Below are 24,622 nucleotides of genomic sequence, written 5' to 3'. Positions count from 1 at the left end.
CTCGGGCGGAGCGGCTCCCAGGCTAGGATCACGCTGGCTGTTGATCGTCGCGGTCGCTGTCATACCGAAGAGGGAGCCATGTGGCGAAGGCTGGCCAGCGCGGTGGCCGGTCTGCTCGTGCTGTTCATCGGTAGTCTCGCCTTCAACGCCGCGTCGGAGCAGAGCCGCTGGCCGGGGCCGCTCGACCTGGTGCGCACCCACCCGTGGGTGGTGCTCCTTCTCCTGATACCGCTGGCGTTGATCGGGCTGTGGCAGGCGCCGCGGCGGGACCGTGCGCGGGGCCGGCCCGCGCCCGCGACGTACCGGCTGCCGCCGCGCAACACCAACTTCACCGGCCGCGACGCCACGTTGCGGGAGTTGCGGCAGCGCCTCACCTCGGTGAACGACATCGCGATGCAGGTCGTGCACGGGCTGGGCGGTGTCGGCAAGACGCAGCTCGCGGTCGAGTACGCCTACCGTTACCGGTCGAAGTACCGGTTCGTCGCGTTCGTGGACGCCGAACACCCTGACCTGGTGGCCTCGCAGTTCGCCTCGCTGGCCAGGGAGCTGGGACTGACGGAGGTGAGCGCCGAGCAGGTCATCCCCTGGGTGTACGGCACATTGCTGGACCGCAGGCCCTGGCTGATCATCTTCGACAACGGGGAGAGACCAGGCACGCTCGCGCACGCGCTGCCCTCGGGTGACCTGGTGCGCAACGGCCACGTCATCGTCACGACCAGGGTGAGCGGCTGGTCGAGCAAGGCCGGCGTCATCGACCTGGACGTGTTCACCAGGCAGGAGTCGGTGGAGCTGCTGATCCGGCGGGTGCCCGGCATGACCACAGTGGTGGCCGACCGGATCGCCGAGCAACTGGGGGACCTGCCGCTGGCGTTGGAGCAGGCGGCCGGGTACATGGACTACAACCACACGGCACCCCAGGAGTACCTGGCTCTGCTGAGGTCGCGGCTGGAGGACATGATCGCGCGGGGCGAGCTGGCCGACCGGCCGGCGGTGGTGGTCGCGACCTTGTGGCAGCTCAGTGTGCGCAGGCTGGAGACCGAGCAGCCGCAAGCGGTGCGGCTGCTGGAGCTGTGTGCCCTGCTGGCGCCGGAGCCGATCCCGCTGGAGCTGTTCACCAGCAGCCCGGACACGCTGATCGAAGCCGCGGCCGACCCGCTGGCGTGGGACATGACGGTCGGCGCTCTGGCTGGTCTGGGTCTGGCCAGGCGCGCGGACTCCTCCCTGGTGCTGCATCGGCTGGTTCAGGCCGCCATCCGGGCCGCGATGCCGCACGAGGTGCACACCGACGCTCGGGTCCGGCTGTGCCATGCGCTGCTGGCGGCCGTGCCGCACGACATCCATGGTGACCCGGATGCGCGACCGCGGTGGCAGGAGCTGCTCGCGCACGTACTGGCGGTGACAAAGGACGATCCACCGGCCGAGTGCGCCGCGGAGACAGCGGTGCTGCTGCGGCTGGCGTCGGCGTTCCTGCTTCAGATCGGGGATCGCGCGGTGGCACTGCCCCTGTGTGAACGTGCCCTCGCGATCGACGAGTCGCTGGCGGGCCGGGATGCCGAGGTCGGCTTCGACCTGATCACCCTGGCGCAGATCCACCGGGAACTCGACGCGCCGGAGAAGGCGCGCCCGCTGGCGGAACGCGCGCTGTGCTTGCACGAGTCCTGCCTGCCGGCGGACAGTCCAGCCATCGCGACGGACCTGGCCACGTTGGCGCGGATACTGCGCCTTCTCGGCGACCATGGGGCGGCGCTGCCGCTGGCCGAACGTGCGTTGCAGATCGACCAGGCGGCGTACGGGCCGGACGACCCGTACGTGAGCTTCGACCTGGTAGCACTGGCAGGTGTCCATCTTGACCTCGGCGACCATGCCACGGCCGTGCCGCTGATCTCGCGAGCGCTGCGGATCCGCGAGGCCAGTTACGCACCGGACCACCTGTACATCGGGTACGCCCTGCTGCTCAAGGCCCAAGCCCTCCACGAGTTGAACGATCCGACCGCGGTCGACCTCGCGCGCCGGGGCGCGCAGATCCTGCACACCCAACTGGGCAGGACCCATCCCAAGACCGATGAGGCATTCGCTCTGGTCAACCGTTTCCTGAACCGCGACAGCCGCCAAGGCCACGGCGATACCGGCTGACTCGGAAACCGAATCTCGGAGGTAATCGCCCGTGGCAGCACCGTGCGGCTGTGGGCGAATACCGCCATCCCCGCCGTGGTCCGACGCCGGGCCGAGATACCGCCTTCCGACTGGGTGGCTCACGGCACCAAACGTGTCATAGGCACCGGCGGGCCAGCCGCGATGTCACCGAGGCCGTGCGCGGCACGGTCGTGCTGCGCACCGATGACCGGACGTTGACGGCGCTCTTGCGACTTCGCGTGCAGGCTTGGGTAGTGAGCGCGGAGCTAGTCGTTCAAGGATGCCAAGTTCGAGCGGACGATTTTCGTGGTGGGATGTTCGTGGCCCAGCACCCGCTCACAGTGGGCGAGGGTGGTTTCGTACAGCAGGACACGCTCACCGCGGCGATCCGCCCGGACGCGGAGCGGATCGCCTACCCGTACGAAGCCTGCGCCCGCGCGGCGACCTGCCCGACCCTGGCGGGCAAGGAGCCGCTGCTCGCCGACCGGTTCACCGGCGAGCGCGTGCCGCTCACCGAGTCCATGACCTGTGACCTCGCGGAGCTCACGGCCGCCAACGAACTGGATGTCATGACGCACTCGACCGAGCTCCGCATCCGGTACGCGGCCGCCCTGACGGAGCTGTTCCGTTCCTGGGAGAGACTCCTGTCACCGGCCGCCCGCGCGGCCACCGCCGATCGTTAGCATGGCAAGCCATGCGCGCCGTATTCCCCGGCTCCTTCGACCCGGCCACGCAGGGACACCTCGACGTGGCGCGCCGGGCCGCGAGCATGTTCGACGAAGTCGTCATGTGCGTCCTGACCAACCCGAAGAAGACCGGCCGGCTCCCCCTCGCCGAACGACTGGCCCTGCTGGCCGACATGACCAGCGACCTGGCCAATGTCACGGTGGACTCCAGTGCCGGCCGGCTACTGGTCGACTACTGCCGCGGGGCGGGTATCGGCGTGATCGTGCGAGGCCTGCGCACCCTGGACGACCTGGAGCACGAGTTGCCGATGGCTCAGACGAACCGTCACCTGAGCGGCATCGAAACGCTCTTCGTCCCGGCCGATCCCGCGCACGCGTACATCTCCTCAACCCTCATCTCGGCGACGACCCAGCGGTAGCGCCCGGTCGAAGATCAGCTCGACGCGAGTTGCGACGCCCTTCGGGACCGGAGGGCGTCCCCCGAACGCACTCACATGCCGCGAAGAGGGCCGTCTCGCAGACCGTCTCAGCCTGAGCGCGGCCGGGTACCGGCCAACCGGTAGCCGCTTCACGTGCGGTTCAGCGTGGTGACCAGGGGTTGGACGGCTTCCACCATGTGGTGGCGGAGCCATTGGGACGCGGGATCGTCATCGAGTCGGCGGTGCCAGCGCATTTCGACCTTGGCCAAGGGCAGTTCCAGGGGCACCTTGTGCCACCGCAGGGGGACCTGTCGTTCAACGAGATGCTCTGCCACGACGCGGGGTCCAAGGCAGATGACGTCCCCCTCCAGGGCGATCAAGGCCGCCACGGCGAAGGAGGGGACGACAGCCACGACGCGGCGAGAGCGGCCCAGTCGTTGCAGTGCCTCGTCCAGCGGCCCGCGCGCGAGTCCTCGGCGGGACGCGGAGATGTGTGGATAAGCGCACAGGTCGTCCACCGTCAGTCGGGAAGCCCTGCCCAGGTCGGAATGCGCCGCCACCACTGCGACGAAGTGGTCGGAGAACAGTGTTTGTGTGCGCAGGTCTGGGGGAGGTGGGTCGGCGACGCCGACGTCGAGATCGAGCGAGCCGTCGCGTAGCTGGTCAGGTTCCTTGGTGTCCTGGGCGACGAACCGCAGTCGGACCTCAGGTGCCTCGACGGCGATTCGATGGGTGAGGCGGGGCGCGAGAACAGGGCTGAGTCCGTCGTTGACACGGATGGCGAAGGTGCGCCGCCACGAACGTGGGTCGCTCCCGGCAGGATCCACCCGGAGTTCGGCCGCGGCATCCAGCAGCGCCTTGACCCTGGCGGCCGACCGCTGGGCGAACGGGGTTGGCACGAGGCCTCGGCCGGCGCGCACCAGGATCTGGTCGTTCATCGCTCGTCTCAGACGGCCCAGCGCCCTGCTGGTGGCCGGGATGGACAGATGAAGACGTGTCGCAGCCGCGGACACGCTACCGGTGTCCATCAACGCGTCAAACACACGCAACAGGTTGAGATCCAACTGTTCGGCCACGGACCGCCCCTTCAGGTTTGCGTCTCACGCAAACTATCTGTGCAAAGTATGCATTGGACATCATGTCAGGTGCGTTCGACACTGAAGTCGTGATCAACGAACCGACGGCCCGGTGCCTACTGGCCACCGCGAGCCCGGCAGTGCCGGTACTGGCGGCCATCGATTGGTGATCGGCGTCCTGGTGTGGGCGACAACCCGGTCGCGTTGTCACAACCCGTCCATACACGAGGGAGAGGCGGTAAAGATGACCGACAGGTACATGGAGAAGCAGACCACGCCTCTTGTCGACGTTGCCGTGGTCGGGTGCGGGCCGGTCGGTCTGACGCTCGCGACCCTGCTGGGCAAGGCCGGGCACTCGGTCGTGGTGCTCGAGCGCTATCCCAGTCTGTACGGCCTTCCCCGCGCCACCAGTTTCGACGGCGAGATCATGCGCGCGCTGCAAGGGCTCGGACTCGCCGACGAGCTGAAGCCCACCCTGCACGTACAGAACGCATACGAGTGGCGCAACGGGGCAGGTGAGCTCCTCATCCGGCAGGTGTGCCGGGAGGTCGGCGCCAGCGGTTGGGCCGAGCTCTGCATGTTCCACCAGCCAGACCTGGAGAAGGCGCTGTACTCGCTGTGCGCGTCACTGCCGAACGTCGACATCTCTTTCGGTACGACGGTCACCAGCCTGGTCCAGGACCGCGACCAGGTCACCCTGAGCACGGCGGACGGTGCAACCCTCTCGGCGCGCTACGTGGTCGGTTGCGACGGCGGTAACAGCTTCGTTCGGGACGCCCTCGGCGTTGTGCAGGAAGACCTCGGTTTCTCCGAGCCCTGGCTGGTCTGTGACTTCGCGCTCCGGCGCCCCGCGGCCGAACTGGGACTGCCCTCGGCGTTGCAGATCGGCGATCCTGATGGACCGACCACCATCATCACCACCGGTGCTCGGCGCCAGCGGTTCTGCTTCATGCTCGAGGATGGCGATGACTTCGAGCGGGAACGTGCGGTGGACACTGTGTGGTCTCGCGTGCACCGCTACCTTTCCCGCGATGACGCGGACATCGTCCGTGTCGCCGCCTACACCTTCCAGTCACTGGTCGCGAGGCGGTGGCGGGACGGCCGGGTCCTGCTCGCGGGGGACGCCGCACACCAGATGCCGCCCTTTCTGGGCCAAGGACTGTGCTCGGGGATACGGGACGCACTCAACATCGCCTTCAAGATGGATCTCGTACTGAGGGGAATCCAGGACAGCGATGTGCTCGACACCTACCAGAGCGAGCGGGAACCGCACGTGCGTGGCGTGATGACCACGAGCATGGAACTCGGTCGCCAGCACACCTTGCGCGACCCCGCGCTCGCCCGAGAGCGCGACAAGACACTGTTGGCGCGCCAAGCCGCACTCCGGGCGCCGGAACGGATTCGCCTGCCAGACCTCGGCCCCGGTCTGTTCGGGTCCGGCGGAGGCCGACTGTCAGTCCAGGGGCGAGTGAGCGACGGCCGAAGGACAGGACTGCTGGACGACCTCGTCGGCGGAGGTTTCCGCCTGCTGGTCGCCGAGCAGGCCCTTCCCAGTTTGGAGCTCGCCTCGCTCAAGGATGCGGGCGTCACGGTCGTCGGCTTCGGCCCCTCCGCCGCAGGAGCTGTCGTGGCCGACCCGGACGGCACTCACCGGCGTTGGCTGTCCGACCTCGGTGCCACCGCTGCTGCCGTGCGTCCCGACAACTACGTCTACGCGGCGGGGCCAGATGCGGGCGAAGTAGCGAGCCAGCTGTTGACGATCCTCGCGCCGTAACGGGAAGAGAAGACCTGAGCAGACCTTCGCCGCACCCAACTCCATGGGCTGGAACGAACTCTGCAGAGCATGATCAAGGAGTGAGCATGGGGAACCTCGATGGCAAGGTCGCACTGGTCACCGGCGGCAGCCGGGGGATCGGGCGAGGTATCGCCGAACGCCTGGCCAGGGACGGCGCTCTGGTCGCCGTGCACTACGGCAGCAACGAGGCGGCGGCCAAGGAGACCGCCGCGACCATCGCCGAGGCCGGTGGCCGCGCGTTCATCGTTGGGGCCGAACTGGGCGTTCCCAGCGACGTGGACACGCTCATGGCCGGGCTGGAGGCCGGACTGCGCGCACACGGGGAGTCGACGATCGACATCCTGGTTCACAACGCGGGGCTCAACATCATGGGGCGACCGATCGAGGTGCTCACCCCGGAGGAGTTCGACCAGATGGTCGCGGTCAACGTCAAAGCACCGTTCTTCCTGACCCAGCGGCTGCTGCCACGGCTGCGCGACGGTGGCCGGATCATCAACATCTCGTCGGTCTCCACGCGTATCGCCTCAGCCCATGGCATCGCTTATCCGATGACCAAGGGCGCGCTCGACGTGTTCAGCCACAGCCTGGCCAAGTACCTCGGTCCCCGTGGCATCACCGTCAATTCGGTCGTCGTCGGTTACACCCACACCGACATGACCGCCCAGGTGTTGGCCGACCCGGCGAACGTGGAGCGCAACATCAGCCTGACCGCCCTCGGCCGGATCGGTCAGGTCCCGGACATCGCCGACGCGGTCGCCTTCCTGGCCTCCGACGACGCGCGCTGGATCACCGGTACCAAGCTCGACGTCACCGGCGGCGTCAACCTCTAGCAACATTCAACGAGCCGCGCCAACCAGGCGTCGACCGGCCCGAGACTGAGCACCCTTGCGCCCGAACCGAAAGCCGCGTGCAGCTGTCCGGCCCACCCCGACGGGGTGAGCCGGACGCAGCCTTCGATGGACGCGATGCCGGTGCCGGTCACCGCCAGATGGAGCGGTGTTCGACGGCGTCGTGGACGCGTGATTGCTTGGTGTTCTGTGCGCGCAGGTTCGGTGTGCGGGCTCCGTCGGCCGGGACCGGGGGCCGCGGGTCACTGGCGCACTCCGAGCGGGACGGCGGGAGCACTCCGTTGATCAGGTAGTTGTCGATCTTGTCGGTGACGCATGCGTTGGAGCCGTAGTGACCATGCTGGCCGCTGTCGCGGACGGAGATCAGCTGGTTGCCCAGTGCCGCGGCCATCGCGGGCCCGCCGTCGTACTGAGTGGCAGGGTCACCGTCGCCCTGGATCACGACTCCGGTGGGGTAGCCGTCCCGTTTCAACGGCACCAGCTTCTCGGGCGGGGTGAAGGACCGGAACGTGCAGTTGGTCGGTGCGGCACCGATGACGCCGCTGCCGTTGCCGTCGACGTACGGGTACTCGACGCGGTACCGGCGCATGTCCTCGTAGTAGGTATCAAGGTTGGTGGGCCAGTCCGCCTCGCAGGTGACCGCGTCGTACACGCCGGAGTCGACCTTGCGGATGCCCTGCCGGTACAGCATCCCGACCGCGGTACTGACATCCGCGGACAGGGCAGTGCCGTTCGAGGCCGCCTGCCGGACCTCCGCCACCACCTCGGCGGTGACGTCCCAGACCGGCCGTGGCTGGGTGCCCTGTGCCAGGAACATGTCCAGGGCGGTGCGGTCGAACTTCCGCGGCCAGTAGGCGGGCCAGTTGGCGGGCCGGTCGCGGTTCAGCGAGACCGGGTGGGTGGCGAGCCTGGCGGCGAGGGCCTCCGTGGTGGCCAGCACCCCGTCCCGCGTCGTGCCCAAGTGGTAGACGTGGTCGCGTTCAGCGACCCAGGTGGCCCACTGCTCGACGTTGAACCGGTTGCCCACCGACTGCTGTTTTCCCTGGTCTCGCCACAGCCAGTCAGGGTGGATCGAGGAGTCCAGCACACTGCGGTTGAGCCCTTGGGGGAACAGGCTGCCGTAGACCGCACCCAGGTAGGTGCCGTAGGAGTACCCCAGGTAGTTGATCTTCTTCTCGCCGAGGGCGCTTCGGATGAGGTCCATGTCCCGCGCGGTGTTGGCCGTGTTGATGAAGGGACGGATGCCGCCACCGGCGCGTCGGCAGGCGTCTTCCCGGGCTTGGGCGTAGGCGGTGAACGCCGCGAGCTGGTCGTCGCTGGGCCGGGAGTCGCGCGGCCGGTTGTCGGGGATCCGTTCGCACTGAAGCCTGCTGGAGCGGCCGACGCCCCGGGGATCGAAGCCGATCAGGTCGAAGTGCGTGGCGAGCGCCGATTTCCGTGCCCCAAGGGGCATGGACAGCCCGCCGCCGCCCGGGCCGCCGGGGTTGAACAGCACAACCCCTTTCCTGCGACTCGGATCGCTTGCCTTGATCCGGCTGACCTCGATGCTGAGCCTGCCGTCGCTGGGTTTGCGGTAGTTCAGCGGCACGGTCACCGTGGCGCACTCCATCTGCCCCCACTGGCCCTGCCACGGATCGACGATGATGCCGTCGCCGGGGTCGGGTTGTTCCGAGGGATCCGGCGGTGGCGGTTCCGGGCACTGGTGCCAGTCGACCCGCTGCCGGTAGAACTCCTCCAGCCCGTTCGGGGTGGCACCGGCCGGCGTCACCCCGAATCCCAGCCCGGCGGTCACCCCGGCCACGAGTACGACCCCCGCGAGGGACCCACGCCTTGCTCTGCGCGCCATACGCGCTCCTTCCACCGAGAACCAGTGAGGTGACGGTATGGACCCCGGTGTTTCACGGGCGTTTCACCGCCGCGTGGCCAAGGTCGGGCGTTATGCCGGTGAAACACCGGTGGCGTTACCGTCGGGGCCGGAGTCGGATTCCGTGAACGGAGATGGCGATGCGTGTGCTGGTCGCGGAGGATGAGGAGAGGCTCGCCGGATACATCGCGGAAGGTCTGCGGGACCAGTCGATGTCGGTCGACCTCGCACACGACGGCACCAGCGCACTGGACAAGCTCCTCACCCGTTGCTACGACGTCGTGGTGCTGGACCGGGACCTTCCCGGCACACACGGCGACGAGATCTGCCGACACCTCATCGAACACGGCGGACACACCCGAGTGCTGATGCTCACCGCGCTGGCCGATGTCGGTGACCGGATCGCCGGGCTGCGCCTCGGCGCCGACGACTACCTCGGCAAACCGTTCGACTTCGACGAACTCGTCGCCAGGCTCCACGCACTCGGCCGTCGATCCCACCCGGCCGTGCCACCGGTACTCCGCCGGCACGGCATCACACTCCACTCGTCCCACCGCGAGGTCTTCCGCGAGGGCAAGCCCATTGCTTTGTCCAACAAGGAATTCGGAGTGCTGTCCAGGCTCATGGCGGCGGACGGGAGGATCGTCAGCGCCGAGGAGCTGTTGCGCGTCGTGTGGGACGAGCACGCCGACCCCTTCACCAACGCCGTGCGGGTGACCATGTGCCGGCTGCGTGCCAAGCTCGGCGAGCCCGGTGTCATCGACACGCTCCCCGGTGTCGGCTACCGGATGGATGGCCCCGAGTGCTGAGCCGTTGCACGCTGCGGTGGCGGCTCACCTTGTTGCACACCGCCGCGTTCCTGATCGTGGCCGCGATAGTGGTCACGATGGTCTACTTCCAGAACCGCCTCGTCATCATGAAGATCGGCTCCACAGGCGCACCCGTCGACCTGATGTTGCCGACCGCAGGAGAGCCGGGGCCGGGCGAGAACGCGCCGCATGGGGCGGCGGAGACAGACGCGATCGCCATACAACAGAACGAGGCGTTGGGGAGCCTGCTCACGCAGTGGATCGTGGCGCTGACCGTGGTGACCGCGCTCGCTGGATTGCTGGCCTGGTGGGTCACCGGGCGGGTGCTCAACCGGGTCCACCGGATGACCTCCCAGGCGCGCCGCATCTCCACGGCGAACCTGCACGAGCGGCTTGCCCTTCAGGGACAAGAAGATGAGATCAAACAACTGGCCGATACCTTCGACGCCTTGCTCTCCCGACTGGAGAACGCGTTCAACGCACAGGCGCGGTTCATCGCCAACGCATCGCACGAGCTACGCACTCCGCTCGCCGTAGCCCGCACGACACTGCAAGTAGGACTCGCCACAACGGACCCGGACCGGGTCAGGCGCGTACGCGAGGAGTTGCTCCACAACAACGACCGCTGCATCGCGTTGATCAACGGTCTGCTCACCCTGGCCCGCGGGCAGCAGGGCGCACACCGGCAAGACCCCGTGGACCTTGTTGACGTGGTGCACGACGTCACCGGTGAACTGGGTGCCACCCGGCCTGCTGACGGGCCGCACGTGCGGATTGACACGCCTACGCGATGCATGGTGTTCGGCGATCCAGTGCTGCTAGCCCAGATGGTGCGCAACCTCGTCGACAACGCCCTGCGGTACAACGCTTCCTGCGGCGAGGTGTTCGTGGAACTCGACGCGGAGGGAAACCTGACAATAAGCAATACCGGCCCGGAGATCGTTGAGGACGAAGTAGATCGCCTGTTCGAGCCGTTCTACCGGGGCGCGACGAGGACCGGACGAACCAGTGGAGCCGGGCTCGGGCTGTCCATCGTCCGCGCCATCGCCCTCGCCTGCGGTGGCACCGCCTCTGCTCGGCCACGGCGCGGTGGGGGTCTCGTCGTCAAGGTGCGAATCCCGGACGCATCGTCCACTTTGGTCACTCCAGCCGACCGGCTACTTGTGGAAACCGGGCTTCCAGGCAAACGGTAAGAGCTGTCTTGTCGGTGCGCGATCAGGTCGCCGAGACAGCCGCCGCCCCAATTGCCAGCACCTGATTCTTGCCGTAACGCTCGTGAAATGCCCGACATGCTTGACTCGCCTCATGATTTCTACAGTGAAGAGTCGAGCATGGCTGGTGGCAGGCATCGGGGCGGCGGTGATGGTCGCGAGCGCGGTGCCCGCGTCGGCCATCAGCGGAGGCGAGGAGGCCACCGAGGTCTATCCGTTCATGGCGTCTCTGCAGCAGCGCGCTGACGGTGAGCACTTCTGCGGCGGCACGCTCATCGATCGGCGGTGGATCGTCACCGCGAGGCACTGCGTGGTGGACGCCATGGGGAACCGCAGGGATCCAAAGACGTTCCGGGTACGGCTGGGAACCAACAACCGCACCACAGGTGGTGAGGTACGCGGTGTGGCACGAATCGAACTACCTCCGGACTCCACCGCAGACGGGCCTGACCTGGCGCTGCTCAAGCTTGACGCTCCGTCCCGACGCACTCCCGCGGCGTTGCCCCGGACAGAACTGAAACCCGGTGATGCGGTTCGGACGATCGGTTGGGGCGATCACGAACTTCCCGAGAACCCGGGCGACCCCTGGCCCGCACGCCCGATCATGCTGCGACAGCTCGACAGCAGCCTCATCAAGCCCGAACACTGCCTCGGCGCCAGTGGTGAGCCGATGGCGCCGAACGAACTGTGCATGGCCTCCCTGCCCGGAAAGGGCAAGTGGCGGCAGACCAGCCGCTCCGGCGACTCCGGCGGCCCACTGCTGACCAAGAAGAACAGGGCCTGGACGGTGCACGGAGTGGATTCCCGTGGCGTACGCGATCAGAACGGCGTCTACGCATCCGTCCACAGCGGACTAACCTGGATCAGGGGCACCCTCCGCAAGGGGTGACCGCACGCGGCGCCCTGCGGGGATACCGGCTCCTCACAACTGGTTTCACAATGAGCGGAGTGTCTGATGGCCACGCCCGCGTACTGCCCGCCGACGACCGCGCGGCGCTGGCCGGGATCGTGTTCGGGGACCGGGATCACCTGGCGCGAACTGCCGCACGAGGTGGCCGGCCCCGTCAGCGATCCCGCGCCGAGCCGGCCAGCCAGCGACGGTGAGTACCGTTCAAAGCCTCGCCAGCGCGCACATGGTTTCGCCGTCGAAGCTGGCGGCGCAGGGCGGGTTCGCTCGGTGCCGCGGTCAGGGGATCAGCACGAGCGTGCCCGGGGCGTGCCCGGAGATCTCGGCCTCGTGCCCACGCCGTTCGCGCGACGGTCCGCGGCCAAGCTCAAAGCGCTGCTCGACGCCGCAGCCGAGTTCCGGGTCGCCCCTGAGGGAAACGACCCGCGCCCCTGGCGGCGCACCTTCGCCAGAGGAAGGCGCAGAAGTGGTTGGCCTTGCGTTCGCACACCGATACCGCGTCGGCGTACCCAGGCACGGAGGTCGGCGTGGTCGTATGCCCGCCAACGCGGCCTACGAGACGCGGCGGCACGCGGTGAGAAGTCGTGTGGGAGGTATTGCTGCACTCCAGAACCTCGACTTCTCGCCTAGTGGCGCGTCGCGCATCGTTGACCTGGTATCCGGTCCGGGCCGAGGCCGCGGTGTCGTGAAAGTGCCGTTCAGGACACTGGATGTCCCGAACGGCACTTTCACGACACGGCCCGCGCCGGCGGGCGCGGCTGAGTGGTCGCCGGCGAGACACGGTCAAGGTCCCGAGGCGAGCCACTAGCCCGTGGGGAGCCCGATGTTCCGCTGTTCAAGCGCGTGGCGAAGCGCCGCGAGCACCGGCATGAGGGTCCTGGCTTGGTCATCGGTGATCGCGGGGGCGAGCAGCGTCTCGAGCTGCTCGCGAAAGGTCTGCTCCGCCGCGGCGACCAAGTCCCGGCCTGCGGGCGTCAGTTCGATGAGCGAGGAGCGTCGGTCCTCGGGGTTGGGCACCCGCCGCACCCAGCGGCGCGCTTCGAGACGATCGATGCCCTTGCTGGTCGCGCCGATGCCAACGGCGAAGGTCGTGGCGATGTCGGCGACACGGGAACGTGGGTGGCGCCCCAGATAGCGCAGGAACTCGAACTGGGAGGCGACGATGCCGTGATCGGCTTTGAGTCGTTCCCCAACAGCGTTGTAGAGCCGGGTCTCGCACCGCACCAGGTGGTCGAAGAGCTGCTCGTTTGCCGAAGTGCATGCCACGGCATACAGTCTAGCAGTGCATGCCTCGGCATGTACTTTTCGCCGAAGATCTGGGAGGTCGGATGAGCGGGGAACAGCGCCGCGCTGTGGACGAGATGCTGCGGCGGGCGCCGCAGGGGTTCGAGCCGATGCCGGTAGAGCAGATGCGGTTGGGCTTCGCCGCGATGATGAACGCCTTCCCCGTTCCGGACGAGGTGGTGCAGACCCCGACCGCGCTCGCCGGTCGGCCGGCGATCCTCGTCGAACCGGAGGCGACCGCACGGCCAGGAACGATCCTGTACTTCCACGGCGGGTCCTTCGCCCTTGGATCGCCGCGGACCGCGATGGTGCTCACGGCGAACCTCGTCCTGCGCACCGGTGTACGAGCGATCTCACTGGACTACCGGCTCGCGCCCGAGCACCCGTTCCCGGCCGCGATCGAGGACTGCCTTGCCGCCTACCGGAGCCTGCTGGACGCCGGGGTCGACCCGGCCTCGGTCGTCTTCGCCGGTGATTCCGCAGGCGGCGGTCTGACCGTGACGGCCTGCCTGGCCGCCCGCGAAGCGGGAGTGCCGATGCCCGCCGGGATCGTGGCGTTCTCGCCCGGCCTGGATCACACCCGATCCGGGTCCACGATGATGACGAAGGAGGGAATCGATCCGTTCTTCACCCGGGAGAGCATGAGGCACACCGGTGCCATGTACCTCGCTGGGCAGGATCCCGATCAGCCCCTGCTCGCCCCCGCTGTGCACGCGGACCTGGCCGGGTTCCCGCCCATCCTGCTCCAGGTGGGCACGAACGAAGTGCTCCTGGATGACGCGGTACGGTTCGCGGAACGCGCCCGTGACGCGAACACCGACGTGATCCTCGACATCACCGCTGACGTCCCGCACGTGTTCCAAGCCTTCACCGGAACCCTCGACGAAGCCGACCAGGCCCTCGACCGGGCCGCCCTCTTCATCAACCAACACCTGGCCCGCTGCTAAGACCGTGTCTCACGTGGGGTGTTTCTTGTGGCAGGTCAGTGCTGCGGTGAGGAAGGCACAGAAGGTTCGTATCGAGACACACACCGATACCGCGTCGGCTTACCCAGACTCGGAGGTCGGCATGGTCGTATGCCTTCGATGCGTGGTGGGTACCGTGACGTCGAACGATGGCAGTGGGTGTCGCCAGGCGCGGCCGCTGGTCAGCACGAACACGATCGCGGTGAACTCCGGGATCAACGGTTCGACCAACGCCCACAATTCATCAGGCGCCAGGAGTCAACCGCGAGACCCGATCATGACAGCACCTGCGCAAGATCTGAGGTGTGCGCGCAATGTGCTTCGTGCCGAACGCGTCGGCCCTTCACCTACCCTGACCAAGCTCTACACGATTGGGCTCGTGCCGTGCGGGCTCACATCGCGCCGATCGCTGGTTACCTTAGGATGGCCGGCATGGCCCAGCTACCGGGATCTAACGAGACAGGTTCGCCAGCTCGATCGCGGTCGGGGGCGAGGTCCGGTACCGGCCCTGGTGAACTGGGTGTGCCCCCGTCGCAGCTGCCACACGCCAGGCGCTTGTGGCTCGCTGTCGTCGCAGCGGGTGTAATCGGCTTGGTAGGTGGAGTCGCCACGTTCCTCGCCGAGGGACTGATCGACTCTCCGGTGTGGGTTGGCATATTTCACAGTCTCACCCTGTGGGCGATGATCACTATCGGAGTCGGTGCCAACCTGAGGAACCAGTGGCGGCTCGCCGCGCTGGCCGGGCTTGTCACACAAATCGGATTGGTGACCAGCTACTATTCGGCCAAATCCGTGCTGGCCGGTCATCCGCTATCCGTCGCCAGCCTGGTGATCTACTCCCTGGTGGCGGTGTTCGCTGGTCCCCTCTGCGGCGCGGCCGGTGCGTGTCTGCGCGATCGTCGCCTCCTGATTCGGGTGTTGAGCCTGGGTGTTGCCAGTGCGCCGTGGATCGCTGACGGGGTACGCGGAATCATGGGTACCGTCGCGACCGGTCTCAACGTGGAAGCCAAGATGGTAGAGGGCGTGTGCTTTATCGCTGTTGGGCTTTTCCTGCCTCTGGTCATCAGTCGCTCGCTGCGGGACTGGCTCAGGAGCTTGGTCGTCGCGGCGGGACTGGTCGGGCTTGTGGTGTTGGTGGACTTGCTCCGCTAACTCCACAGAGCGCGTCTCACGTGGGTGTTGACGGGGTGCTGCGATGATGACGGGCCGTGGGGGACGAACTCTCGCAGCGTCTGGTGCCTGACGAGTTGTGGGCACTGACCAGTGGCTGTGCCTGGCGGGATCTGCCGCCCTCGTTCGGGATCACCGGCCCGACCGCGCTTCGCCGGTTCACCAACTGGACCAAGGCCGGGTACACCTAGGACCGAACCATCGCGGTCAGGGCGCTGTCGCGATGACGTAGTGCGGCGGCCACGAACGAGGTGACCAGTGGTCGGCGGTCCTGCTCGTTCCAGGCGAGCACGAGGCGGCTGGGCGGTGCGTCGGTCACCGGGAGGCAGACCAGACCGGCCGGGGCCGGTTCGACCAGCGAGCGGGGCAGCACGCCGACCATCCGGCTCACCGTGATCATGTGGAGCAGCTGGACCACGTCGGCGACCTCGGGGCCGGTGCCGTCGCCCCCGGGGATGCCTTTCCAGCGTGGCAGCGTCTCACCCTCCAGATCGGACAGTCGCACCGAAGTGCGCCCGGCCAGCCGGTGTCCGGCCGGGACGATGACCACGCGGTCCTCGGCGTGCAGTGTCTCGTGGGCCAGGCCGTCGAGAGGGTCGAACGGTGCGTAGAGCAGGCCGACGTCGGCCCGGCCGTCGCGCAGGAAGTCGGTGCGGTCGGCGGGGCCGCTGAACAGGATGTCCACCTGGCGGGCGTCGGGCTGGTGGGCGTATTCGGCCAGGATCGGTGACAGCAGGCCCGCGTCGCCGCCGGGTTTGAGCACGAGCCGCAGGTGGGTGTGGGGGTCGGCGGCGCGCCGGGCGTTGCGGACGGCGGCGCTGACCGCGTTGAGCGCGTGGCGTCCGTGTTCCTGCAAAGCCCGCCCGGCGGGTGTGAGCGCGACGTGCCGGCTTGAGCGGGTGAACAGCGGGACGCCGAGCCGGGTCTCGATCCGTCGGATCGCCTTCGACAGCGCGGGCTGGGCGATGGAGAGCCGGACGGCCGCCCGGCCGAAATGCAGGTCGTCGGCGACCGCCATGAAGTACTCGAGCTCGCGTGTCTCCAGTTCAACCATGCCTTCAGGTTATCGCTGAAGATCGAACCGGTCTTGGACGCCGAGGGCGTACGCGGCCAAGAATTGAGGCATGATCCACCACACGATGATCGTTTCCTTCGAGCAGCCCCTGCTGGACACCGAGCTTGACCACTACCTCGCGGATATCGAACGGGTCATGCTCGACTCCGGTCTCGCGCAGTCGGTCGTGACCCGGCGCCACCTGCCCATTCCCGGCGAGGAGGCCATCCCGGCGCTGATCGCGACCGCGATCGTGCGGGTCGCCGTGACCGACATCGACACGCTGGCGAAGGCGTTCGCCGCGCCCGGCATGCACGAGGTCATCGACCGCTGGCAGGCGCGGCACCCGTACAAGGTCGCCTGGGCGAACCACGAGCCCCTGGCATGAGCGAGGGCACCCGGAAGGCGGGACTGGTCACCGGCGCCGGCAGCGGGATCGGCCGTGCGGCGGCCATCGAGTTCGCCCGGCAGGGCGCCGCGGTCGCCGTGCTCGACATCGACGAACCCGCGGCGGCCGAGACCACCGAGATGATCAGGAAAGACGGCGGGGAAGCACTGGCCGTCACCGTCGACATCGCCGAGGAACGCTCCGTGCGGGCCGCCGTCGAGCGCACGGTCACCACCTACGGTCGCCTCGATTTCGCCGTGAACAACGCCGGTATGGCCTCCCACCACCGGCGGCTCGACCAGATGCCCCTGGACGAGTTCGAGCGCGTGGTCCACGTCAACCTGGCCGGCACCTTCCTGTGCATGAAACACGAACTGCCCCTGCTCACAGGCGGCGGCGCGATCGTCAACGTCGCTTCCAACGGTGGCCTGTACGCGATCCCGACCGCCCCCGCCTACGTGGCGGCCAAACACGGCATCGTCGGGCTCACCAAGACCGCCGCGGTCGACTACGCGCCGCAGGGCATCCGGGTCAACGCCGTCTGCCCCGGCCCGACCCGTACTCCCGGGTTCGAGAAGGTGGCGGCTGGCACCGAGATGATCGCGCGGCAGGAGGCGAGCACGCCACTGGGCAGGCTGGCCACGCCGGAGGAGGCCGCCGCGGCCGCGGTCTGGCTCTGCTCGGACGCCGCCTCCTACATCACCGGGATCGCGCTGTCGGTCGACGGCGGGCGACGGGCATGAAGGTCGTCGCGGTCGAGGAGCACATGGCAGGAAGCAGACCGTACTGGCACGTCACGTGCATCAAGACCGGTTCGTCGAGGCCTTGAGCTTCCAGGCGTTCGCCGCACTGAGCATGTCCCCGGGCGCACGGGCCTACAACGACCGGCTCCGCGCCCGGGGCGCCGGGCATCCGGGCGCGTTGTAGGGACAGCAGACACCCAGCTCAACCACTTAGCTTCCCGATGGCGTGAGCACGATTCTGCCGAACACCTCGCCCGCGTCCATTTTCTGGTGAGCCAGCACAGCTTGCTCCAACGGCAGCACCTCGTGCACAACCGTGTCCAGCTCGCCGCGACTCGCGGCAGCGATCAGTTCGGCGGTCACGGCGTGCCGGTCGGGTGCGGGCACGGTGTTGGCGCTGAAGGTCGCGAACGACATCGACTTCTGGAATGCCGCGAACATCTCCATGGCGAAGTTCGCCGGCGGCTCGCCCGCGACCGCGCCGACGGCCACCATGCGACCGTTCGGGTTGAGCTTGGCGAAGAACGAAGGCAGGTCCGCGCCGGCGACGATGTCGATGATGACGTCGTAGCCCGCGGGAGCGTCCTCACCTCCATCGCCGGCGCGGTCCAGCACGTGGGTCGCACCAAGCTTGCGCAGGCGGTCGCCACGCTCGGCCGACGAGGTCGTGACCGCCACCGCACTGGCACCACCGCGAGCCGCGAGCTGGACCGTCATGATCCCGATGCCACCGGCCGCGCCGCGCACCAGCACCGACTCGCCGGGAGCGAAGTGGGCATGGCGAAGACCGAAGTGGGCCACCGCTCCGGAGCTGCCGAGCGCTACCGCGTCGACGGCCGACATGGTCGCCGGGAGGGGGAGGAGCGTCGCGGCCGGGGCGATCGCTTGCTCGGCGTAGCCGCCGCCCACGCCGGTGAACGCCCACACGCGCTGACCGACCCATGATGTGTCGACACCCTCGCCGACCGCGGCCACGGTGCCCGCGATCTCGCCGCCGAGGACATGACCTTCGGAGAAGCCGTAGGCGGCCAGAGCACCGCTCCGGATCTTGGTGTCGACGCCGCCGACACCGATCGCCTCGGTGGTGATCAGCACCTGCCCGTCGGCGGGACTCGGGTCAGGAAGGTCGATGACCGCGAGGCCCTCGGGACTTCCGAACGCTTGGACCGCAACTGCCTTCACTGTCGTCTCCCTGTTCTGGGATCGATCGGGACTCGCCGACGGACAGTAACGGACGCTGCCGTCCGTTTAGCTAAAGTGAGAGTAGTGACCGACCGTTTGCCTCACACGCTGCGCTCCGATGCCCGGGACAACCGGGAACGCATCCTCGACGCGGCTCGCGCGGTGTTCGCCGCCGAAGGTCTGACCGTGCCGATGCGGGAGATCGCCCGGCGCGCCGGGGTCGGCCCTGCCACCCTGTACCGGCGTTACCCGACCAAGGAGATGCTGGTCACCGAGGCGTTCACGGACCAGATGCGCGCGTGCCAGTCCATCGTCGACGAGGGGCTCGCCGACCCGGATCCGTGGCACGGCTTCTGCCTGGTGATCGAGAAGATCTGTGAGTTGCACGCCCGCGACCGAGGCTTCACCGCGGCCTTCATGTCGACCTTCCCCCACGCGATGGATTTCGCCGCGATCCGCGCGTACTCACTGACCTCGGTCGCCGAACTTGCCCGCCGCGCCAAGGACGCCGGCCGCCTGCGCCCCGACTTCGTTCTGGACGACCTGATCCTCATGCTCATGGCCAACAGCGGCATCCACGCCAGCTCACCGGCCGCCCGGGTCGCGGCCTCCCGGCGCTTCGCCGCGCTCACGCTCCAGGCGTTCCACACCTCGCCCGCGTCCTCGCCGCTGCCACCAGCGCCACGATTGGTGCCTGGGGTATCGACACACCGACGCAACCCGACAGGCGAAACGGATGGGTGATCGAAGCAAGCCAACTTGGTGCACCCTGGGGCAGTTCGTCGTGGTGTTCGGCTGGGTTGTCGAGACAGTCGCGGCGGCAGAAGCCGATCCAGCGTTCCACAGTGGACACCGCGAGTAGTGCGATCCACGACGTGAACCGGTAGAGCACCAAGTACAACAGACTGTGATGATGCCGGGTTGTCTGCTCGACATTCCGCCTCGTGGTTGCCAGCCTCACACGAGGTTGTGCAGCACGGCTTGGTATGTCAGGTCTACCTTGCCTTCCTCGACGTGGACGATCCGTGCGCGAGGCCGAGCGGTGATTACCGACATCAACCGGTCGTACATCACCGACAAATCCTCAAATCCGCCACCGCGCTCGACCATCTCCTGGGCCTCGACATGCAACGGATCGGCTGCCGCACGGCTGCGCTCAGCGAAGCGCCGCAACATGTTCTCCTTGCTGTCCAGCAACACGATCTCATCGAACGTAGCGTCCACCTCGCGTGCGAGACCTTCGAGCTGTTCGATGAATGGCATCCGGCCCAGGAACTGCGGAACCACTACATCGTGGCCGGACAGCAGGTGGGCACGTGCCGCGGCCAGCGCGATCTCGCGAGCAAGCAGGCCAGTGGCATGAGGATCGTCGCGCCATCGGCCGATCAAGCTCCGAACCCGATCGACATCCAGGTTCAGCGCCAGCGGATGCTCGTCGACATACCGCTGAGCCAGCGTCGACTTGCCGCATCCTGGCGGACCGTTGAGCAGGATCAATCGCGGCACTCCGCGACTCTAGCAACCAGTCCAGCGGCAGGCTGTCGACTCGGATCAGGTTCAGCGCCGTCGATGAGTATCCGCCAGGTGGCTGGCTTGTGGTGTCGCAGGACTTCCTTAACCGTCAATGTTCGGCACCTCGCCAAGATCACTGCTGAGTCTGTCGATGTGCTACTTTCCCTAGAATGCGCGGAGGTCCGATGTACGGTCATGCAACGGTCGCGTTCGCCAAGACGTTCGCGGCGTTCACTTACGTGTTGGTGCTCTCGCTTTTCGGGTCAGAAGTGGCCGCTCATGCGGGCCCGTCGGCGTCCGGCGCTGACAACAGTGCGCTGCCGCACCATCGAAGCCATGAGTGTGCGACCCCGTCGATCGACCGGTTGCAGCAGTGGCTTGCTTCTGGCGAGGGCACCACCGTGCCGGCGAGTGGCAGCCTGCTCGTACGCGAGGGCGACAAGTACGCGGCCAAGGTGAAATTTCTCAACGCCGAGTGGCATGTGATCGTCGTGTGGCTCGGCAATCAGTTCGATGCGCAGGCTGATCTCTCCACATCCTCTGGCTTCTGGCTGACCTACAGCGCGACCGACGATCTCTACGTCCAGTTGCGTCCGGCCTCGCACTGGAGCGGCGGCGACAAGTGGCTCACACTGGTGCCGTCGACCGGTGGGAAGCTCGTGCAGAGGTTCTTCAGCTTCTCGCCAGAGAAGTGGACGTGGCTGCCTGAACTGGGCAAGCCCTCGTACTCGTTCGCTTCGGCGCTGAGTGAGGCGCGCGGCCTGGTCTTCGTCGGCAAGACCCCGAACACGCTCGACTTCCGCGGACTGCCCATTGACGGTTACCAGCCACCGTGTCGCTGAGCGTGCTACAGGCGTAAACCCTTACTGAGTAGCCCACCACGCACCTGGCCCCTGGTCGAAGATCGCGACCAGGGGCCAGGTGCAACGCCGCGGGATCCTTGGTCATCCAGCGCGGCGTCCTCGCTGGCGGCTCAGAAGGCGGTCAGTCCGTTCGGGGTTCCGTTGCCGGTGGGACCGTCGTAGCCGGTCACGGCGGTGCAGAGGTAGTCGCCACCACATTCCTCGTACTGGATGTTGTTGCCGCCTATGACGTCGTTGAGCTGCGCGGCGTGCGCATACAGCCGGGACGCGTTCGGGTACTGGTCGTGGTGGCCGGCCAACGCGATCACCCCGGCTATGAACGGTGCTGAGGCACTCGTCCCGCCGACGACCGTCCAGCCTTGCGAGACAGAGGTCTCGTAGACGGCCGGGCCGGTATGGGGATCGGCCACCGCGGACACGTCGGCGACGGTCCTGCCAGGGCAGTTCGGATCGGTCTGCCACGCCGGTTTGGTCACCCAGGCCGAACATCCGCTGCTCGCGCCCTGCCAGGCCGATTCGGACCAGCCACGCGCGTTGTTCGCCTTGGTGAGTGACGTGCCGCCGACCGCGACGACGCTCGGGTACACCGCCGGTGCGTTGGGGATGGTGAACCCGTTGTCACCGCTCGAAGCGACCATGGCCACACCAGGGTGGTTGTAGTAGGCGGCGAAATCCTTGCTCACGTGGCTTTCGGCGGCGCCGTAGCTGTTCGACACGATGGTGGAACCGAGTTTCACCGAGGTGTTCACCGCGGTGCCCAACGCTTCGAACGAGGCGTCGTCGCCCTCCACCAGCAGGAGCTTGCACTGGGGGCAGGCCGCGGATGCCAGGTCGAGGTCGAGCGCGATCTCCACCTGCCATCCGCCCTGTGCCGGCGGCAGCGGGGCGGTGTCGCCGCGCTGGTTGACTTTACGGAAGCAGCCGTTCGCCGTGGTGCACGGCGGAAGGCCGTAGGTTTTCCGGTACACCGCCAGGTCTTCTTCGGCGGTCGCGGAGTCTCCGGCGTCGATGATGGCGATGGTCTCGGCGGCTCCGCCGGTGGCCGGCAGGTGGTAGGCGGAGCGTAGGTCGGCCGGGCTGTACCCCGCAGGCAGCGCGGTGGCACCGCCCGGCGCCGCCTGACCGCGCACGCCGAGCCCTCCGGACGGTCGATCGTCCACTGTGGCGAAACAGCGGGCGAAGCCCGGTGCGGCGGGGCCGCAGGCATCCCCTGAACGGACCGGCAGTGGTGCCGCGGAGGCGGCCGGGACGAGGGCGGCGGTCGTGGCGAGGGCGGCGGCCAGGACCGCGAACAGGCGGCGAGTGCTGTTCATCTTCTGTCTCCCCACGGTCAATTGCCGGACTTCGCGATGGTGTAGGCGTTGGTGATCGTCTGGCTGATCGCGTTGTCGGCCTTGTCCTGCGCGGTCACCTTCAGCGAGGGCGACTTTCCCGCCGCTTCGGGGAGATTCCGCCACACGGCCGCGTAGTTGCCCAGCGCCCCGGTGACCTTCGCCGGCGTCCAGGTGGCACCGTCGTCGAAGGACACCGAAACCGTTACCGACGTGATCGGCGAGTGCGATCCGGCCCCGCTGTAGGCGACGTGCCCGACGTGCAGGCCGAGCTTCTGGAGCGCGGCTTTCGAGGTCGTGGTGAGATCGGCGTCCAGCCGGTAGTCCACCGTGAGGGTGCCGAAAATCTGGCACGGCTGGGCGGGATTGGCGGCGTGACAGGTGTGTGGACCGGGCAGCGGGGTGTTCCTCGCGCCGGGGTCGTACTTGACGGTCAGCTCGGTCCGCAGCTTGCTCGCCTGCCCGACGCCGGGAATCGCCGTCCGGTCGACGTCCAGCACGCCCCGGAAGGTGGCCGGTGTCTTGGGCACCTCGACCACGGCGCCTTGGACGCCGTCCTGGTCGAACAGCTGCTTGTCGTCCCGGTACAGCGAATAGTGTGTCTGGGGCGAGTAGAACAACGGAACCGCGGTGTGGTCCGGCACGCTGTCCCGCAGCATCGGGATGCCCAGGGCGACCGTGCCGCCGGCGAAGCAGGCCTGACAGCTCTGTTTTCCGGTCCACTGCCCGAGACCGGCGGAGAGCGGGCCGCGGGACCAGTCGGTGGTCGTGGTGGTTCCCGGGCGGTAGGTGTGCGGATCGGCCGTCATCAGCTGGCGTGACGAGCCTTTCATCTCGTACTGCGCCCATTTGGTGGTGTGGCTGGTGCCCAGGTAGTCGGTGAGCACCCCGGGCGCCGGAACGAAGAAACCCGTTCCGCCGAGGCCGTGCCGCAGGATCACCGGGTCCACCGGGCCGTTGTCGATCGCGACGGGCACAGTGTCGGCGGGGTCGGTGTGCAGCACGTCCCGGACCGTGGCGAGTTCGCTTTCCTTGGTGGAGAACGACTGCTGAGCGGGAATGCCCTCGGCGGCGAACGAGAGGTCGACGCGGTAGCGGTCTTCGGCCTTGGGTGCCTTGCCTCCCCATTGCACCACGTAGTGCAGCCGGCCGGAGGTCGGCTTCGCGATCGGAGTGACGTACTCGGGGAGTTGGTATCCCACGACCGTGAGGGCGATTCCACGGTCGGCCGGATCCTCCCGGTAGAAACTGAGTGTGAGCAGGTCTTCGGTGGCGGGCTTCGGCGCGGTCACCTTGACCAGGGTGGTCGCGGTCCGCTCGTCGAGCGTGAGGGTGTGCGTGGTTGGGGAATCGTCGACGACAAACCCTTCCACCGTGGCGGTTCTCGAGGCCTTCACGGTTCCGTCCGCGTCGCGGTCGGTGAACGTCGAGTACGCCGCGTAGTGGCCCGCAGGCACGGCGATCCTGGTGACACCGTCCCTCACCTCGACGGTCTTGCTCGCCTTGGCCGCCGAATCGGTGTTGACCAGGCTCACCATGCCGTTGACCGATTTGCCGTTCAGGTCGGTGAGGGCGATCTCCAGGTAGTGCATCGGATAGCGGGGCTGCGCACCTTGGTCCTGGTCTTGCCGGGGCGCCCCGGCAAGCCTGATCGTGGCGGGCAGGGCGGTGCTCCCGGCCGGGCGCCCGGCGGCGAGGTCCTCGGCGATGCGCTGGTGTAGCGCGGCACCGAACGCGCGCGCGGACTCGAGGTCCAGATACCCCGTCGCGGTGTCCCGGGCGGCCGAAGTCAGGGTGATCCCGGGCAGTGCGGCCGGTGCCGCACCGTCCGGAAAGGACAGTTCGAGCGGTATTTTCCCGGTCTTGCCGACACCTGTCCTGGCGAGTGCCGTCACGTCGAACAACGACCGGTCCAGCTGACCGAGGTAGGGCATGGCGTCGGCCGGGATGACATACCGGTCGCCGCCGTCGGACTGGACGGACTGGACCATCTTGAGCTGCGTGGACGGAGACAGTGCGTAGTTCGTGACGCCGTTGGACTCCGGGAGGACCGTGACCTGGTCACCGGTGATCAGCGTGACCTGCTGTGCCGGCTGAGTTGTTTCGGTGAGCGCCGTGGCCGCAGGACTGTTCGCGCTCGCCGGTGTTGCCGACGCGCAGGACGCTCCCACCACCAGCGCGGCCACCACGGCGCCGCGCCGCGACATTCGTCGGTCGAATCCCCGTGTTCTCACGCCCGGTTCTCCTCTCCCGCCTGACAACATTCGGGAAATGGCTCGGTAAGCTGAGAAATCAGTGCACGACGAAGGTGGACTTCACCCGGCTTCCGGCTCCGTGCGCGCCGAGGCCGTGGCGCGACGACCGCGCCGGGCGGGCTCGCCT

General features: G+C 67.8%; 22 protein-coding genes and 2 pseudogenes. 15 read left to right on the top strand and 9 right to left on the bottom strand.

What is annotated here, in order from left to right:
• Positions 1–78: 78 nt before the first annotated feature.
• The 3 genes from fxsT (at position 79) to coaD (ending at position 3,238) form a co-directional block, all read left to right on the top strand.
• The gene (gene fxsT, locus KALB_RS27775) at positions 79–2,133 is read left to right on the top strand and encodes an FxSxx-COOH system tetratricopeptide repeat protein (RefSeq protein ID WP_025358953.1); all 2,055 of its coding nucleotides are present in this window, start codon (positions 79–81) and stop codon (positions 2,131–2,133) included.
• Between the two features lie 314 nt (positions 2,134–2,447).
• On the top strand, positions 2,448–2,816 hold the full coding sequence (locus tag KALB_RS27770; RefSeq protein WP_025358952.1) for a hypothetical protein: 369 nt from the start codon (positions 2,448–2,450) through the stop codon (positions 2,814–2,816).
• A gap of 11 nt (positions 2,817–2,827) precedes the next feature.
• Positions 2,828–3,238 carry a pantetheine-phosphate adenylyltransferase gene (gene coaD, locus KALB_RS27765; RefSeq protein WP_025358951.1) on the top strand — a complete coding sequence of 137 codons (411 nt, stop codon included), beginning with the start codon at positions 2,828–2,830 and terminating at the stop codon, positions 3,236–3,238.
• 149 nt (positions 3,239–3,387) lie between these two features.
• Here coaD and KALB_RS27760 read toward each other — a convergent pair whose 3' ends face one another.
• Positions 3,388–4,314 carry a LysR family transcriptional regulator gene (locus tag KALB_RS27760; protein ID WP_025358950.1) on the bottom strand — a complete coding sequence of 309 codons (927 nt, stop codon included), beginning with the start codon at positions 4,312–4,314 and terminating at the stop codon, positions 3,388–3,390.
• 259 nt (positions 4,315–4,573) lie between these two features.
• Here KALB_RS27760 and KALB_RS27755 point away from each other — a divergent pair, with 259 nt between their 5' ends.
• Positions 4,574–6,088: a bifunctional 3-(3-hydroxy-phenyl)propionate/3-hydroxycinnamic acid hydroxylase gene (locus KALB_RS27755; protein WP_030110715.1), complete on the top strand. Its 1,515-nt coding sequence runs from the start codon at positions 4,574–4,576 to the stop codon at positions 6,086–6,088.
• An 86-nt stretch (positions 6,089–6,174) separates the two neighbouring features.
• Positions 6,175–6,939 carry an SDR family oxidoreductase gene (locus tag KALB_RS27750; RefSeq protein ID WP_025358948.1) on the top strand — a complete coding sequence of 255 codons (765 nt, stop codon included), beginning with the start codon at positions 6,175–6,177 and terminating at the stop codon, positions 6,937–6,939.
• Between the two features lie 148 nt (positions 6,940–7,087).
• Here the strand turns inward: KALB_RS27750 and KALB_RS27745 are convergent, their stop codons facing one another.
• Entirely contained in the window at positions 7,088–8,803 is a 1,716-nt protein-coding gene (locus tag KALB_RS27745) for an alpha/beta fold hydrolase (RefSeq protein WP_081789550.1), read from the bottom strand.
• A gap of 158 nt (positions 8,804–8,961) precedes the next feature.
• Here KALB_RS27745 and KALB_RS27740 point away from each other — a divergent pair, with 158 nt between their 5' ends.
• From KALB_RS27740 to KALB_RS27730, 3 genes are all read left to right on the top strand, one after another.
• Complete coding sequence (locus KALB_RS27740; protein WP_025358946.1) at positions 8,962–9,630, top strand: response regulator transcription factor; 669 nt, start codon at positions 8,962–8,964, stop codon at positions 9,628–9,630.
• Positions 9,631–9,659: 29 nt separating this feature from the next.
• Positions 9,660–10,823, top strand: coding sequence for a sensor histidine kinase (locus KALB_RS27735; protein WP_148309690.1), 1,164 nt, complete (start codon positions 9,660–9,662; stop codon positions 10,821–10,823).
• A 145-nt stretch (positions 10,824–10,968) separates the two neighbouring features.
• Entirely contained in the window at positions 10,969–11,730 is a 762-nt protein-coding gene (locus KALB_RS27730; RefSeq protein WP_025358944.1) for a S1 family peptidase, read from the top strand.
• A gap of 822 nt (positions 11,731–12,552) precedes the next feature.
• On the opposite strand, the gene KALB_RS27725 is transcribed toward KALB_RS27730, so the two are convergent.
• A complete protein-coding gene (locus KALB_RS27725) occupies positions 12,553–13,014 on the bottom strand; it encodes a MarR family winged helix-turn-helix transcriptional regulator (protein ID WP_025358943.1) in 462 nt (153 codons plus the stop codon).
• A gap of 62 nt (positions 13,015–13,076) precedes the next feature.
• On the opposite strand from KALB_RS27725, the gene KALB_RS27720 reads away from it, so the two are divergent.
• A complete protein-coding gene (locus tag KALB_RS27720; protein WP_025358942.1) occupies positions 13,077–13,979 on the top strand; it encodes an alpha/beta hydrolase in 903 nt (300 codons plus the stop codon).
• 126 nt (positions 13,980–14,105) lie between these two features.
• On the opposite strand, the pseudogene KALB_RS48740 reads toward KALB_RS27720, so the two are convergent.
• Positions 14,106–14,252 (bottom strand): annotated as a pseudogene (locus KALB_RS48740) (IS5/IS1182 family transposase); the annotation flags it as partial.
• A gap of 168 nt (positions 14,253–14,420) precedes the next feature.
• Between KALB_RS48740 and KALB_RS27710 the strand changes: the two are divergent.
• Both KALB_RS27710 and KALB_RS46970 read left to right on the top strand, forming a co-directional pair.
• On the top strand, positions 14,421–15,149 hold the full coding sequence (locus KALB_RS27710) for a DUF6518 family protein (RefSeq protein WP_338033819.1): 729 nt from the start codon (positions 14,421–14,423) through the stop codon (positions 15,147–15,149).
• 56 nt (positions 15,150–15,205) lie between these two features.
• Positions 15,206–15,349 (top strand): annotated as a pseudogene (locus KALB_RS46970) (transposase); the annotation flags it as partial.
• A 5-nt stretch (positions 15,350–15,354) separates the two neighbouring features.
• Here the strand turns inward: KALB_RS46970 and KALB_RS27705 are convergent.
• Complete coding sequence (locus tag KALB_RS27705; protein ID WP_025358940.1) at positions 15,355–16,221, bottom strand: LysR family transcriptional regulator; 867 nt, start codon at positions 16,219–16,221, stop codon at positions 15,355–15,357.
• Between the two features lie 70 nt (positions 16,222–16,291).
• Between KALB_RS27705 and KALB_RS27700 the strand changes: the two genes are divergently transcribed.
• Together KALB_RS27700 and KALB_RS27695 are read left to right on the top strand one after the other, a co-directional pair.
• Positions 16,292–16,609, top strand: coding sequence for a hypothetical protein (locus KALB_RS27700; RefSeq protein ID WP_025358939.1), 318 nt, complete (start codon positions 16,292–16,294; stop codon positions 16,607–16,609).
• Positions 16,606–17,352: an SDR family NAD(P)-dependent oxidoreductase gene (locus KALB_RS27695; protein WP_025358938.1), complete on the top strand. Its 747-nt coding sequence runs from the start codon at positions 16,606–16,608 to the stop codon at positions 17,350–17,352. The genes KALB_RS27700 and KALB_RS27695 overlap by 4 nt, the downstream gene beginning before the upstream one ends.
• 210 nt (positions 17,353–17,562) lie before the next feature.
• On the opposite strand, the gene KALB_RS27685 is transcribed toward KALB_RS27695, so the two are convergent.
• Positions 17,563–18,534 carry a zinc-dependent alcohol dehydrogenase family protein gene (locus tag KALB_RS27685; protein ID WP_025358937.1) on the bottom strand — a complete coding sequence of 324 codons (972 nt, stop codon included), beginning with the start codon at positions 18,532–18,534 and terminating at the stop codon, positions 17,563–17,565.
• Between the two features lie 84 nt (positions 18,535–18,618).
• Between KALB_RS27685 and KALB_RS27680 the strand changes: the two genes are divergently transcribed.
• Positions 18,619–19,278 (top strand): TetR/AcrR family transcriptional regulator, encoded by a 660-nt coding sequence (locus KALB_RS27680; RefSeq protein WP_025358936.1) that lies wholly within the window; start codon positions 18,619–18,621, stop codon positions 19,276–19,278.
• 213 nt (positions 19,279–19,491) lie between these two features.
• Here KALB_RS27680 and KALB_RS27675 read toward each other — a convergent pair whose 3' ends face one another.
• On the bottom strand, positions 19,492–20,040 hold the full coding sequence (locus tag KALB_RS27675) for an AAA family ATPase (protein WP_025358935.1): 549 nt from the start codon (positions 20,038–20,040) through the stop codon (positions 19,492–19,494).
• Positions 20,041–20,231: 191 nt separating this feature from the next.
• Here KALB_RS27675 and KALB_RS27670 point away from each other — a divergent pair, with 191 nt between their 5' ends.
• Entirely contained in the window at positions 20,232–20,888 is a 657-nt protein-coding gene (locus KALB_RS27670) for a hypothetical protein (protein ID WP_182836222.1), read from the top strand.
• Between the two features lie 131 nt (positions 20,889–21,019).
• On the opposite strand, the gene KALB_RS27665 is transcribed toward KALB_RS27670, so the two are convergent.
• Positions 21,020–22,222, bottom strand: coding sequence for a S53 family peptidase (locus KALB_RS27665; RefSeq protein WP_025358933.1), 1,203 nt, complete (start codon positions 22,220–22,222; stop codon positions 21,020–21,022).
• Positions 22,223–22,239: 17 nt separating this feature from the next.
• Positions 22,240–24,474 (bottom strand): hypothetical protein, encoded by a 2,235-nt coding sequence (locus KALB_RS27660; RefSeq protein ID WP_148309688.1) that lies wholly within the window; start codon positions 24,472–24,474, stop codon positions 22,240–22,242.
• Positions 24,475–24,622 lie beyond the last annotated feature (148 nt).

It is taken from the genome of Kutzneria viridogrisea DSM 43870, assembly GCF_000525635.1.
GTDB classification, from domain to species: Bacteria; Actinomycetota; Actinomycetes; order Mycobacteriales; family Pseudonocardiaceae; genus Kutzneria; species Kutzneria viridogrisea.
This window is presented reverse-complemented; position numbering and strand designations above follow the sequence as displayed.

Bases quoted from the DNA above. Each gene is read 5' to 3' on its own strand.
- KALB_RS27755 (WP_030110715.1), top strand. From the start codon at position 4,574: ATGGAGAAGCAGACCACGCCTCTTGTCGACGTTGCCGTGGTCGGGTGC.
- fxsT (WP_025358953.1), top strand. From the start codon at position 79: ATGTGGCGAAGGCTGGCCAGCGCGGTGGCCGGTCTGCTCGTGCTGTTC.
- KALB_RS27745 (WP_081789550.1), bottom strand. From the start codon at position 8,803: ATGGCGCGCAGAGCAAGGCGTGGGTCCCTCGCGGGGGTCGTACTCGTG.
- KALB_RS27750 (WP_025358948.1), top strand. From the start codon at position 6,175: ATGGGGAACCTCGATGGCAAGGTCGCACTGGTCACCGGCGGCAGCCGG.
- KALB_RS27740 (WP_025358946.1), top strand. From the start codon at position 8,962: ATGCGTGTGCTGGTCGCGGAGGATGAGGAGAGGCTCGCCGGATACATC.
- KALB_RS27770 (WP_025358952.1), top strand. From the start codon at position 2,448: ATGTTCGTGGCCCAGCACCCGCTCACAGTGGGCGAGGGTGGTTTCGTA.
- KALB_RS27720 (WP_025358942.1), top strand. From the start codon at position 13,077: ATGAGCGGGGAACAGCGCCGCGCTGTGGACGAGATGCTGCGGCGGGCG.
- KALB_RS27710 (WP_338033819.1), top strand. From the start codon at position 14,421: ATGGCCGGCATGGCCCAGCTACCGGGATCTAACGAGACAGGTTCGCCA.
- coaD (WP_025358951.1), top strand. From the start codon at position 2,828: ATGCGCGCCGTATTCCCCGGCTCCTTCGACCCGGCCACGCAGGGACAC.
- KALB_RS27705 (WP_025358940.1), bottom strand. From the start codon at position 16,221: ATGGTTGAACTGGAGACACGCGAGCTCGAGTACTTCATGGCGGTCGCC.
- KALB_RS27700 (WP_025358939.1), top strand. From the start codon at position 16,292: ATGATCCACCACACGATGATCGTTTCCTTCGAGCAGCCCCTGCTGGAC.
- KALB_RS27665 (WP_025358933.1), bottom strand. From the start codon at position 22,222: ATGAACAGCACTCGCCGCCTGTTCGCGGTCCTGGCCGCCGCCCTCGCC.
- KALB_RS27695 (WP_025358938.1), top strand. From the start codon at position 16,606: ATGAGCGAGGGCACCCGGAAGGCGGGACTGGTCACCGGCGCCGGCAGC.
- KALB_RS27670 (WP_182836222.1), top strand. From the start codon at position 20,232: ATGTACGGTCATGCAACGGTCGCGTTCGCCAAGACGTTCGCGGCGTTC.